Source organism: Candidatus Limnocylindria bacterium (assembly GCA_036523395.1).
Lineage (GTDB): Bacteria > Chloroflexota > Limnocylindria > P2-11E > P2-11E > CF-39.
Genome location: DATDEH010000044.1, coordinates 55451 through 68954 on the forward strand (window position 1 = coordinate 55451; position 13504 = coordinate 68954).

At 65.4% G+C, this 13504-nt stretch carries 8 protein-coding genes; 4 read left to right on the plus strand and 4 right to left on the minus strand.

Annotated features, from left to right (window positions below):
* The first annotated feature begins 124 nt into the window (after positions 1-124).
* The 3 genes from VI056_05450 (at position 125) to VI056_05460 (ending at position 8438) form a co-directional block, all read left to right on the plus strand.
* A complete protein-coding gene (locus tag VI056_05450) occupies positions 125-7225 on the plus strand; it encodes an RHS repeat-associated core domain-containing protein (protein HEY6202469.1) in 7101 nt (2366 codons plus the stop codon).
* Positions 7226-7229: 4 nt separating this feature from the next.
* Positions 7230-7673 carry a hypothetical protein gene (locus VI056_05455; GenBank protein HEY6202470.1) on the plus strand — a complete coding sequence of 148 codons (444 nt, stop codon included), beginning with the start codon at positions 7230-7232 and terminating at the stop codon, positions 7671-7673.
* A 420-nt stretch (positions 7674-8093) separates the two neighbouring features.
* Positions 8094-8438 (plus strand): hypothetical protein, encoded by a 345-nt coding sequence (locus VI056_05460; GenBank protein HEY6202471.1) that lies wholly within the window; start codon positions 8094-8096, stop codon positions 8436-8438.
* Between the two features lie 82 nt (positions 8439-8520).
* On the opposite strand, the gene VI056_05465 is transcribed toward VI056_05460, so the two are convergent.
* The 4 genes from VI056_05465 to VI056_05480 form a co-directional block, all read right to left on the minus strand.
* Positions 8521-9438: a hypothetical protein gene (locus VI056_05465; GenBank protein HEY6202472.1), complete on the minus strand. Its 918-nt coding sequence runs from the start codon at positions 9436-9438 to the stop codon at positions 8521-8523.
* A 245-nt stretch (positions 9439-9683) separates the two neighbouring features.
* Positions 9684-10193 (minus strand): hypothetical protein, encoded by a 510-nt coding sequence (locus VI056_05470; protein ID HEY6202473.1) that lies wholly within the window; start codon positions 10191-10193, stop codon positions 9684-9686.
* 62 nt (positions 10194-10255) lie between these two features.
* On the minus strand, positions 10256-10465 hold the full coding sequence (locus tag VI056_05475) for a hypothetical protein (GenBank protein HEY6202474.1): 210 nt from the start codon (positions 10463-10465) through the stop codon (positions 10256-10258).
* Positions 10466-10548: 83 nt separating this feature from the next.
* The gene (locus tag VI056_05480; protein HEY6202475.1) at positions 10549-11523 is read right to left on the minus strand and encodes a hypothetical protein; all 975 of its coding nucleotides are present in this window, start codon (positions 11521-11523) and stop codon (positions 10549-10551) included.
* A 329-nt stretch (positions 11524-11852) separates the two neighbouring features.
* On the opposite strand from VI056_05480, the gene VI056_05485 reads away from it, so the two are divergent.
* Positions 11853-13292 (plus strand): tetratricopeptide repeat protein, encoded by a 1440-nt coding sequence (locus VI056_05485; protein ID HEY6202476.1) that lies wholly within the window; start codon positions 11853-11855, stop codon positions 13290-13292.
* The last annotated feature ends 212 nt before the right edge of the window (positions 13293-13504 follow it).

The following is a 13504-nucleotide window of genomic DNA, read 5'->3' on the forward strand; positions in this document are numbered from 1 at the left end:
ACCGCTAGTGATGCTTGACAACAGGAAGTCCGACTAATTACCTTCGCCGCGGCCCCGCGTGCGGGGCTGCACGACCGTCGAGTGAGAGAGCGGACGTTCGGGCAGCGTGAGGAGGGGGACGGTCATGTTTGGCGCCGCCGTATTCGTCTACGTCTTTGTACTGGCAGCGATCTCGATTGGCATCGTTCTGAAGCCCCTTGGTGCGAGCCGGCACTGGCGCCCGGCAAAGCTGCGAGTGCGCGTACTCGTTGGTTTCGCGCTCTTTCTCGTACTGCTGCCGATCGTCGCTCCGGCATTCCCGAGCGCACCGTTGCCGTGGCTGTTCCCGGGTATCGCACAGGCCGCCGAGACCGTCAACTCGCCTCAGTACATCGCTCCGGCGATCATGCCAAACGGCCAGGTCGGAATGGTCTTCAAGAATGACGCCGGCGCCGGTGTCGTCGAGATCCGCTTCAAGCGCTACTTCGTCGAGTGGGGCATGGACCCGTCGGTGCAACTGTCGACGGCGACTCCGAACTATCCGCAGCTCGCGTCTTTCCAGGGCAAGACCATCGCCGCCTATGTCGATGACCGCGGCGGACCGAATCAGTTCCGGCTGCTCTTCCGCGTCAGCACGGATAACGGCGCCACCTGGGGCAGCGAGTACGCGCCTTTCGGCGCCGAGACCTTCGACTCCGGCAACAGCGCACCGCTGCTGATCACGTCTCGGGACGGCAGCACGCTCTACTTCTTCCACTGCTGCGTCTCGAGCCTGCCGCAGTACCGCTCCACGACCGACCCTGCGCTGGTCACGTGGACCAGCTCGGCACCCGCTGGCGATGCCTCGATCCGACCGGTGTCCAACAACAACTGCGGCAACGCCGCGGCCGAGTGCTACCGCGCGCACACCTTCGAGTTCACCGAGACCGCAACGGCCGGCCAGTGGGTCTACATCACCAAATCGGACTCCGGCTGGGGTCAAAGCGGCCGCGGCACGCAGGTCGGCACGCTCGGCGGCGCATGGAGCGCGCAGGTCGACCACGGCGGATCCGGCGGTCTGTCCGGTGGCGGCGAGTCCCGTGCGACGGCGTTCCTCGATCGCGGCGGAAACGTGATCTACGTCCGTGCCGGCGAGCGGGGCGACTACCTCTACTACAAGAAGTCGACCGATGGTGGATTCACCTGGGGACCGGGAATCAGCGCGTACACGAATGCGCTCGACATCTACACCGTCGGCTCGCCGGTCGGTCTGTATGACCCGAACTACACCCGTGGCGAGTACGTCTGGTACGCAGGGTTCGGCGGCGTCGGCGCTGGCAACAGCCAGAACGCCGTGCGAGTGATCCCGCTCTGGCCTGGCGCCGCGCCATATCAGGAGACCGGCAGCGTTCGTCTGTTCGGCTCCCTCGGCGGCGACTACGATTTCGGCGCCGCCTACCCGTACACCTTCGGTCGCCGCGACATCCCGACCGGCATCGGCGCCTACAAGACCTCGGCCGAAGACCTCGCGATCCCCGGACGCCTGCTCAACCTCTCGTTCACGCGCGCCTACAGCTCGGCGGACACCGAGATCGGTCTGATGGGGCCCGCCTGGACGCATAGCTTCAACTGGGCGCTCACCGACGCGGGCTCGTTCGTGCAGGTCCGCCGCGGGGACGGACGGCGTGACTCATTCACCAAGAATCCCGACACCTCGTACGCACCACCGCCCAACGTCTTCGATGTATTGACGAAGAACGGTGACAGCACCTTCACGCTCACCCTCAAGAACCAGACGCAGTACGAGTTCTCGACCGCCGGCAAGCTCACCCGCATCCACGAGCCTGCAGGCAACCAGATCCTGCTGAATTACATCAATGGGAAGCTGGGGAGTGTCACCGATACGGTCGGTCGGCTGACCACTTTGAACTACTCCAGCGGCCACAACCTGGCGATGGGCAAGACCTACACCGAGTCGGTCGCCCCGCACCCCAACTATCCCGACAACAACAACAGTGAGCTCACCGACGGGACGATCGCGAGCGGAACGAGTTTTTATGACAGCGGATGGCAGGGCCATCTCGGGATCGGTTCCCTGGATGTCACGATCGACCTCGGCAGCTCGCAGTCGCTCGATCTGTTCCGCTCCTACTACTACGACGACCCTGGATCGGGCATCTATAGGCCTGCGAGCGTCGAGATCCTCACCAGCCCGGACAACCTGAGCTACACAACCCGCGGCACCACACTGGCGGCCGGTGCGCTCAACGACAGCGGGCGTCTGTGGCGGTATGACCTGGCGGTCTCACCGGTGAGCGCACGCTACGTCCGCTTCCGTGTCACGGCCGGCGGCACGTGGCTGTTCTCGAGCGAGATGTCGACGTACCTCGCCGGTGCGGACCCGATCGCCGCGGCCGCGGGCACGAACTCAGGCCAGACCAAGACGTACGTCACGTCGGTCGCGGCGAGTGCGTCATTCCCCGACACCGGCGGCACCGAGCTGACCGACGGGAACCTCGGAAACCCCGACAGCTACACCGCCGACGCATCGTGGCAAGGCCACCAGAACCTCGGCGCGACGCCGCTTGATGTCACCGTCGATCTCGGCGCGGCGCAGCGGGTCGGCGTCGTGCGCTCGTACCACTTCAATTGCCCCGGCTGCGGCGTGTTCCGCCCCGCCAAGATCGAAATGCTCACGAGCACCGACAACAGCCTGTACACCTCGCGCGGCTACACCGTGGCCGACGCGGCGGTCAACGACGCCGGCAGCCGCTGGCGCTACGAGTTCGACCTCAGTGGCGTGAGCGCGCGCTGGGTGCGCTTCCGGATCACCACCGGCGGCGAGTGGCTGTTCTCCTCAGAGGTGCAGGTCTTCGCCGAAGGTGCGGGTCCGATCACGCTGCCGCTGAGCTACAGCGACCGCCTCACCAGCGTCGTCGATCCGAGCACGCCTGGTCGCAAGGTCAGCTACGGCTACGACCAGACCGGCCGACTCACGCGCTTCGTCGACAAGATCGGCAACACCGCTGGCCAGGACCCGGTCCTGCACAGCTGGCACTACGCCTACGACGGGCCGAGCCAGCACATCACCACCGTGGTCGACCCCGACAGCCGCTTCCGTGTCACCAACACCTACAACACTGAAGGGCGTCTCGCGACGCAGAAGGACGGCGTCGGCAACACCAGCAGCTTCACGTATGGCAACCAGATCACGATGGTCACCGATCCGCGCGGTCACCTCACCACGCAGCTGTTCGATCCGCGTTGGCGACTCAACAGCCAGTCCGAGGTCGTCAACCTCGAGAACTACCTGTTGCAGTACTTCTATGAAGATGCGTGGGAGAACCTGACTCGCACCATCGACCGCAACGGCAACGAGACCATCTTCGAATACGACGCCCGCGGCAACGTCATCACCAAGACCGATCCGCCCGTGCCGCCCGACCCGGCGACCGTTACGCACTATGAGTACGACACCAAGAACAACCTCACACGCATTCTCGACGCGCGCGGCTTCGAGACGATCAATACCTACAACTCCGTGACCAACGTGAAGGAGTCCACCAAGCAGCAGATCGCCACCGGACCCGCGACGTACGCGCTCACCAAGTGGCAGTACCTCGACGGCGCCAACCCGGGGCTGCCGACCAAGATCATCTCGCCCCGCGGCAACACCGATCCGCTCAACCCGAACTACACCTACTCGCAGACGGTGGTCTACGACGGTCAGGGCAACCTCTCCACACGCACCGACGCGGACGGCAACCTCACCCGCTTCTGTTACGACAGCGTGAGCCGGCAGACTTCGATGATCGATCCGGATGGCAGTGCGGCCTGCGGCGTGTCGTCCCCGCACACCTGGATCACGACCTACGACCCGAACGACCGGGTGACGGAGAACAAGGATCCGCTGACCCACAGCGCGTTCACTGGGTATGACGGCGCGGGCAACCGTACCAGCGCGACCGATCGCAATGGCAACATCACGACCTATGCGTACGACGGCGCGGCGCGGCTGCTGAACGTGAAGCAGAAGCCCGATCCGGTGGCGCAGCCGAGCCTCGTGTACACGACCACCGTTACGCAGCGCGATGCAAACAGCAACGCCACGCAGGTGACGCAGGACCAGCAGGGTGCTGGTGGCGCGAACACGATCGTGACCGACTACGGCTACGACGAGATCGACCGCCTCACCAGTGCGACCACGCATCCGACGGCGGTGCTCAACCTGACCACCAGCTACGTCTTCGACCACAACGGCAACACGACGCGGCGGACGACTGCCGACACGGTCCAGACCAACTACCAATATGACGCGCTCAATCGGTTGAAGCAGGTATCGGCGACCGGTCTCTCGACGATCACCTACAGCTACGACGAGCTCAGCCACCGCAAGCAGATGATCGATGGCACCGGAACCTCGACCTACACATACGACGGTCTCGGTCGCCTGAAGACCGCGAACCAGCCCAACGGCAACCTCGCCTACGACTATGACCTGGACTCCAACCGCACGCTTCTGACGTATCCGACGGTCGGCAGCGTGACCTACGCCTTCGGTCCCGCCGGCCGTCTGTCGACCGTCACCGACTGGGCCAGCCGCGCCTCGAGCTACACCTACTACCCCTCGGGTCTCGCGCACACCGTCACGCTGCCGAGCTCGCTCGGCGGCCTCACCACGACGTACGGCTACGACAACGCCCAGCGCCTCACCAGTCTGGAGAACGCGACCGCCGGCGGCACGATCACCAGCGACACCTACACCCTCGATAGCGAGGGCAACCGCACCGCCATCGACGAGCTCATGCCGCCGGTCGTGTTCGCCTCGGCCAAGATCAACACCGACGCCGGCACCGCGGTGCAGGACCATCCCGCGATCGCGGTGGGCAGCGAGCAGCCCAACCCCGCCAGCTACCTGATCTGGGACGACCAGCGCGACGGCGCGACGAACTCGAACATCTACTTCTCGCGCCGCGATCCCGTCACCGGCGTCTGGAGCGCGAACGTGAAGGTCAACACCGACACTGGCACGCGCAATCAGGCCAACCCGGCGATCGCGACGGACAGCAGCAGTAATGCCTACGCGGTGTGGGACGACTTCCGCGACGGCACGAACAACCAGAACATCTACTACTCCAAGCGCTCGGCCGGCACCGGCACGTGGTCGACGCCGAACCTCAAGGTCAACGACGGCACCGGGAACACCAACGAGCGCAACCCGCGCATCGCGGGAACGGCCGCAGGGATCGAGACCGCGGTGTGGGTCGACCTGCGCTCCAGCCAGAACAACATCTACTCCAGCCAGCTGCCGGCCGGCGGCAGCGCCTGGCCCGCGAACAAGAAGATCACCGACAACACTGCCGCGCTCAAGGACTTCCCCGATGTCGCCGTCGACAGCGCCAACACCGCCTATGCCGTGTGGCAGGACTCGCGCAACGGGAATGTCGATGTCTTCTTCTCCAGCCTGACGAACGGCGGCGCCAACTGGGCCGCCAACGTGAAGATCTCCGACGACCCGGGCACCGCCGCGCAGACCAAGCCGCGCATCGGCGTGGACTCGACGGGGAATCTCACGGCGGCCTGGATCGACGCCCGCACCAGCCCGGCCCACGTGCGCGTCGCACGCAAGCCCGTTGCGGGGGCGTGGTCCGCCTCGATCGACATCACGCCCACCCCCGCCAACGTGCAGTCACTCGCCCTCAGCGTCCGTCCCGACGGATTTGCCTGGGCGGTCTGGGGTGACACGCGAGCTGGTGCATCCAACCAGGACATCTGGGGCTCTCGATACGACCCCTCGCTGAACACCTGGAGCGCACCGGTCCGTCTCGACGACGATCCCGGTACCAGCGCCAATCAGCTGAACCCGACCGTGGCCTTCGGCCCGGCCGAGGTGATGCTCTCCTGGAGAGACAACCGCCTCTCCGCCAACGGCGACACCCAGGCCCGCCGCATTCAGGTCATCGCCGGCATGGCCGACCACTTCGCGCTCTCCTATGACGGGCTCAACCGGCTCAAGGGCGTCGTCGGCCCGGTCGCCGAATCCTTCGCGCTCGACGGCCCCTCCAACGTGACCAGCCGCAGCGGCACGACCGAGAGCTATGACAAGTCCAACCGCCTCACCGACGACGGCAGTACGCACAACGTCTGGTCGGACGCCGACCGCCTCACTACCCGCGGCACCGACACCTTCGGCTACGACGCGCTGGACCGCATGACCTCATCCAACGTCAGCGGCAGTCCCCGAACGTATGCGTACAACGGGGACGGACTTCTGCAGAGCCGCACAGGATCCGGCGCGACAACGTTCCTTTGGGAACCTCTTACCTCGCCGAGTCGCCTGCTAAGACAAGGCTCCGACAACATCGTGTACGGGTTCGGCGCGCTCTACATTGTGAAGAGCGATGGAACGACGCTCACGCTCGCGCGCGACGCATCGAAGAATGTGCGCGCGGAGCTCAACGGCGGTGGATCAGTAACCGCGGCCTTCCGCTACCGCTCGTACGGTCAGGTCAGCCAGAGCACGACCGCGTCACCAACGTACCTTGGCATGGCGTCGCAGCTGATCGATCCGTCGGGCCTCTACTACATGCGCGCACGTTGGTACGACGCGTCGGTGGGTCGATTCCTCACGCACGACGCCGTACGTGGCAGCGCCGACAGCCCCGCATCCCTCAATGGCTACAACTACGCGAACGCAAATCCAGGTCTGCTGAGTGACCCGAGCGGGCTCGCTGCGACGGCTGGTGACGACGCCGGGTGCGGGGACCTGTGCCCCGGTGATGACACTAGTCCTTGGCAGCTCGGATGGGAGTGGCTGACTGGAACCGGACCACGCGAGCACAACTTCACGGACGGAGACGCTTTCACGGAGTTGCTCCGGGGTAGCGATTACATACAGCAACTCACGAAAGCAGTAGGAAGTGGGGCGCTTCCCGACAGCGGTCCCGTCGTGTACAGCCTCGGTGGCATCGATGGTGCCGCCAAGTACGCAAGGGACTACTCGACGGTGGTCACTGGTGGTCGGACGGGAAACCTAGCAGTCACGTATCTCGGCTCGTATACGGGCAGCTATTCCGTTACGAATGGGATTCTCGAGATACGGATTAGCAATGAGTCGACCATCGCATCAGCGACTCATCCACCCGTGATTGGGTACACCGACTGGTGGCAAGACGCGATTGGCAATCCACTCAATCAGGCCTTCGCGAGCGGACCGATGTCAAAGACTAGCCAACAGATCGTGCTGCATCAATTGCTCCATCGTTAGGCGCGTGAGCATGTTTGGGCTGGGCGAGGGCGGGCGACGCGTGTTGCTCGTCCTTGCTGCGGCTCTTCTTTCGGTCGGCTGCGCGAAGCCCACGCAAGCCGATCTTGTGGGGCGCTGGGCATTGACGGATGTATCGCGCCAGTACCTGCCGGCTAACTTGCGCACTGCCGCAGGGCAGGTCGATCTCGTGGCTGACGGAACATTTACAGCCGTGGGGCTCCCGGACATGCGAATCGAATCCTCCGGTCGGATCATTTCGACTCGGGACGGTCGCGGTACGTGGAAGATCCTGACGCTCGGTGGGACCGACAGAGTGGAACTGGTGTTCGCGGATGGCCGCGGTTCAGAGCTGCAAATTTCGACATCGATCTCGTCGGGGCCGACGTTGTACTACTTCCTCACCGACCCCGATTCGGGACAACGCCTTGAGTTTGTGCGGCGGCCTTGAGGAGGCTGTGTCGGCGAGCAGTGAAGTTGCCCCGCTTTCGTGGAGCGTTGAACACTAGGTGATCGCAGCCCTATGGATGCGGCGTTCCCTCTACGGGGAGTCAATACTCTTTCGCAAGGGGATGTTCACGCCGCAGAGTGTCCTCAATGCGGGTCTGAATGCCGACCGCATGGTTGCCAATGCCTTCGGTCGCGCGATAGTCGAGACACTCGGAGTTATGGCGGGTGCATTCCGCACGGGAAGTGAACCGGACCAACATTGGGATGGTCTCTATTTCACACAGTAACGACTCTTCGGTGGCGGGCTTGGTACGCGACACGATTGCGCGTCACCCAAGCCCGCCACGCGGGATCGGCTTCAAAGTCGTTCTAGGTGCCGACTGTTCCTGAGCTACGAGCGCTTCAAACAGCGGATGAGCCCGTGACGAGGGTCCTGTGCGTGTGCATCGTCGCCGTCTCGCTGGTCGCGTGCGGCTTTCGTCTGGGCGACCTGAGCCATAGCGTCATCTACGAAAATGCGACCGACGGCCGCGTGACCGTATACCCATTCGGTCGCGAATACCCGGGGGTGAAACGGGTACTCGATCCGGGCGCGTCTCAGAAAGACAACTTGCTGATCAAGGACGAGCGCCCGGAGACTTGGGTCGCCACCATCGAGGCAGTCGACGAGTCGGGAACGTTCATCTTTTGCCACCGCTACACGAACCGCGAGCTCGCGCAGCTTGCGAATCGCGTGGTCGTCAAGAAAGGGGACATCACGTGTTGACGTGTGATCCACCACCGCGGGCATCAGTCAACGACCCAACCACCGCGTCTCGGCGAACTGGCCCGAACACGCGGGGCACGTCTCACCCCGCGGCGTTCTGTCGTCCTTCTTCTTCGGTCGGCGCGGGCGTGCCGTCGCCGTAGACCAGCCACGTGCCGATCCGCTCTGCTTCGGCGCGCTCGACGGGCGACGCCGGGACCCTGATCCTCTCGAGTCGTTCGCGGTAGAGATCGAACATCGCTTTCATGGTCTCGCCTCGCCGCGCTTGTTCCGGGAGCGAGAGCGAGTAGGGGAGCCGCGCCGCGAGCACGAGGGCGATGCCGCCGTAGACGGCCACGATCCGCTCGTCGGCTGTGAGCGCGATCGGAAGACGCATTGCCGCGAGCATTGCCGACCCGATCGCCAGGGCCACGTAGAACACACCGACGAAGAGCACCGCAGCCGTCACGTACGTCCACCCATCCGCAAGCGCCGCGGATCGATCGATCTCCTCGCGCTCATCCTTGGGAACCACGAGCCACAGGCGTTCCCAGTACGCGACGGCGTGCAAGCCATACACGCGCAGCGAGTAGTCCTCCGAACTCGCGAGCACGTTACCGAGCTTCGTCGGACGCGTCGCGACAGGCGTGCCGTCCTCGCGGGTGGGGAATCGCCGCAGCCGATCCCAGGTCTCGAGGTAGCGCCAGTCCGTTTGCGGGAGGCGTCTCGCAGTAGCGCGAAGATGGTTGACGTATCGTTGCCAGCGGCGACGCCGCCACTGGTACAGCCAGTTCGGCCAGAGTCGTCGTCCCTCCAGCACCTCGTAGATCGGGTCGTCGAGCGCTGCGATGACGATCCCGGCGAAGACCGCAAGTCCGACCCACCCGGCAACGGCTTGCAGCGGATCTGCCAGCACCCGGACAACGCGACCAAGGAGCGGCGACAGCAGCACGACCACGATCGTTCCCGGGAGGACGACCCGATAGAAGAAGGGGAGGCCGAAGCTGGTGGCTTTGTCCACCGCGGTGCGTTAGCGGGGCCGCGGCCGGGGCGGTGGTGGCGGTGGCCCGTGCGGACCACCCGGGGACTTGGTCTCCGGTGGCCTCGGTGCGGGCGCGGGTGGTGGCGCCGGTCGACGAGCGCTCACTTCTTCTTCGCCGCCTTCTTGGCTTTCTTCCCAGTCTTCTTCACTTTGTGAGGCGGTGGCGGCGGGCCATTCGTCCGCCCCGGCCCCTCGGTTCGTGGCATCACACCCTCGTCACTCGTTCATGACTTCGCGTCGGACATCTCGCGTTCGTGTCGCGCAGCCGGCGTCCACTGCGTCCCCCACCTCTGCTCCAGCTTCATGCGCGTGTCCCGATCCATCCCTCTGACCGGCTCGGGCTCCTGCGGAAAGATGCGCAGCCAGTACGACTCGGCGTCAAAGACCTTCCCGGTGAGCGGGTCGGCGTAGCGCGCCTCGACCTGCAGCACCGTGACTCGCTCAAATGACACTGGCGTAAGCATGAGCACCATCTCGGCGCTCGGTTGGTAGTCGTTCGCAGGTTCCCATACCGGCAAGAAGTCCAGTCCTCGATCGGGATCGTCCTCGGGCGCGGCGCGCGTGCGAAAACGAATCTTGGTTGCCGCTCGCTGCCCCGTGTTCTTGATGAGCAGGCCGTAGCCGTCGGCAGCGCGAGCCGCATTTGGGTTCATCAGCGAGAGCACGGGACGCTCGAACGGACTCAGCAAGTTGCGTGTCTCGTTGTGGACCCGCGCTGCAAACGCCACGCTCACCAAGCCTGTGATCGCCGAAGCGATAGCGGCGCCCACGCTCAACAACGCTACGTCGCCGGTAGTCAATCGCCCAGATCACCGATTTCGCTCAGGTCGGACTCGTGCGATCCACCGGCGCGCAGGGACTGCAGGGCGATCAGGATCACACCCACCTCAGCGATGACGATGATCAACCCGAGGAACTGCAGGGCGATGACCTGCGCCTCGCCGGTCAGCTTCCCGGTGAACTCAGAGGCGGCGGCGACCCAGCCGGCGCCAACTGCCCCACCCACCAGCGCCGATGATCCAGCGGTAGCTGCTGCGCTGCGGAACGTATGCCCTTCGATCATCGCCCGAATCCCTGACACACCCGTTCCTAGTCGCGCGTGAGCTTCCAGCGCGCCGGCGACGTGGTCACCAACCCGCGAGCTACGACCGCGTCTTGCTCGGCGCCGTTGAGGGTGGTGGTTGCCGACGTGGTCTGGACTTCGGAGACGTTGTGCGCCGCCCGGCTCTTCTTGGTCTCTTGCAGCAGCTTGATCAGCTCATGGGTTGGGTTCGCGCCGAGCCCGAGCAGCAGGCCAGATGCAACGACACCGACGCGCAGGGGCTGGCTCTCGGCCGCCGCGCTCGCCGCGGTGCTCGCGAGCGTTGCGTTGCCAACCAACACCGCTTCGAAGAGGTCGATGCCGAGTGCGCCCGCGACGACCAGTCCGATGAGCATGCCGAGGTACAGGCTGATGAGCCGACGGCCGGGATTGTCTTTGAACGTCCCGACGAAATTCGTTAGACCAGCGATGGCCTCGGTCGCGACTTTCACGGATGCGGTGACCTGCGGGTATTTCTGCTGGAGGACGTTGATGCCCTTCAGCGTGGCACTGCCGATCAACTGGACGCGTTGGTCGTCGGGCGCGAGGGTCCGAAGGTCCGCGATCGCCTGATCGATCTTCGCGATCTCGTCGTGTGCGGCGTCGATCTGCACCTGGGTCCATGTGCCCGCGGCCGCGAGTTGTTGGACCGCGTCCGTTGCGCCCGCGTACACCGGCGTGAGCACCCCGTTGAGGTCAGTGACCATCTCGTCGACCTTCGTCCCAACGATGCTCATGGGCCACCAGGCGCCGCGGAAGAAACCGACGATGGTCCACAGCGTCTCGATGCCGCGCTCGATGCCAACCGCGACGGTCGTGGCAAGCGCGACCGTCGCCGCGGCGTCGCGTGCTGCCGCCGTGGCGACCTTCCCGAACATCGCGACGTACACGGCGACGGCGACCACAATCAGCGTTCCAATCACCAACCACCAGAAGACCGTGCGCTGCAGGTTCGATGTCGACGACGAGCCAACGATCGCCACGGCTGCCCTCCCCGCTCGCCCTCACAGTTCCCCGCCAGCCCCGCCGGAAGCATACCCCTGCGTCTAGTAATACTCGTGCGTGCTTGCTGTCGGTCGCGCGGCGCCCGGGCCGATCAGACGCGCTCCCCGGCCCTCCAGGAGCGCGCTGGGGGCGGGGGCGGTAGCCCGTCGGTCGATGTCTAGTAAAACTAAGAAGACGTAAATTAGAGTCCCAGCCGCAGTCGGCGCGCCTCGCACACACAAAATCGGCGGCCGCCTGCGGAGGCATGACATGGCTAGGCAACTGGTGATCCTGCTGGCGGCCGTGGTCTCGCTACTCGTAGAAGCCAGTGAGGTGGCGCTGGCTGGACCGCGACCGCCCTGCGTTCCCGGTTGGGGTTGCTGAACCCCGTCAAGCGGTGGGCGGCCAGTCGGCCGCCCACCCGTTTCCGTATGCTCAAGTGGTGAGTACGCGAACCGTTAACGCGCGCCGCGTTCGACAGCGAGCGAAGGGACCGATCGATCCCGCATTCGGCGAGCGCGTGCGGTCACTGCGTCAGGGACGCCGCCTCACCCAAGCGGCGCTCGCGGGGGACGACTTTACCACTGGCTTCATCAGCTTGGTCGAGACCGGTCGTACACGGATCTCGCTGCGAGCGGCAGAGATCTTCGCGCGCCGCCTCGGGGTCGCGGTTTCAGAGTTGATGGTTCCCTCTGAGTCGGCACCCGCGGTCGAGCTCGAGCTTCTGCAGTCAGAACGCGCGCTGCTGTCGGGCAACGGCGCGGACGCGCTCGAGGCCGCCGAACGCGCCCACCGACGGAGCAAAGGCCTGGATCGAGCGCGTGCCGTACGGGCGCGCGGGCGCGCGCTCCTGAAGCTCGGCCGTGCGCAGGAAGCGCTCGCGGCGTTTGACAATGCAGCCCGGGACTTTCGCACCAGCGGGGCGCACGACCTTGCCGCACGCACGCTGCTGGACATGGCCCACGCCTACCGGCAGTTGGATGCGCCCGGCGAGGCGCTGCGGGTGGCGGTGCAGTGCGACACCGCGCTGCAGACCGCGCAGGTCGTCGACCGCACGCTGGAGCTACAGGTGCTGCTGTTCCTCGCGAATGCGTTCGTTCGCATGGGGGACTACGCATCGGCAAACGCCAGCGCCGAACGCGCGTTGCAGGTAGCCCGCGATGTCGGAGACGCTGGTGCGCTCGCCGAGCTGTACGCCGGGCTCGCGCTCACGCGTCACGCCCAAGGTGATTCGGAAGCGGCGGTCTCCTACACCGCGCGCAGTCTCCACCTCTATGAACAGCTCGGCCGCGAGCGCGCCGTCGCCGAGGCCTGGAATACCGCGGGCTGGGTGGCGATCAACCGTCGCGAGTACCGGCGCGCAAAGGAAGCTCTAGACCGCGCGGACGCGCTCGCCGCGCGCATCGATCACGGTGAGCTCGCGGCGCTGATCATCGCGACGCGGGCAGAGCTCGCCCTCGCGCAGGACAAAGCGGAAGAGGCGGTGCGCCTTGCCGAGCAGTCGCTCGCGCATCCCCGGGCCACGCGGTACGCGCGCGGCAACGCCACGCTCATCCGCGCACGAGCGTTGAGCGCGAGCCGTACGACGCTGCCACGTGTAGTCGCCGCGTTCGAGCAGGCGATCAAGGCGAACGCTGGCGAACCGCAAGCACGCAGAGCCGAGGTGCACGAGGCCTACGCGGATGCGTTGGCCGCGCGCAACCAGACGCAAGCAGCCTTTGAGCAGAGCAAACGGGCCCTCGCGCTCACCCGTCCTGCGAGTGCGTAGTGGCGCTCACACGTCGTCGTGCCGTCGAATCACATATGCACCCGGACGCAAGGCCTGCGCCCGATCTGGTCCCCAGGCCCGCTGCAGCCGCTCAAGCACAGGTTCCGGCAAATAGGGCAAGAGATGCAAGACCAGTTCCGCCGCGGGTTTGACGCTCAGACCCGCGATGACGGCGTAGAGGGCTCCGGAGGCGTCTGCTGCGCTCTCATCCA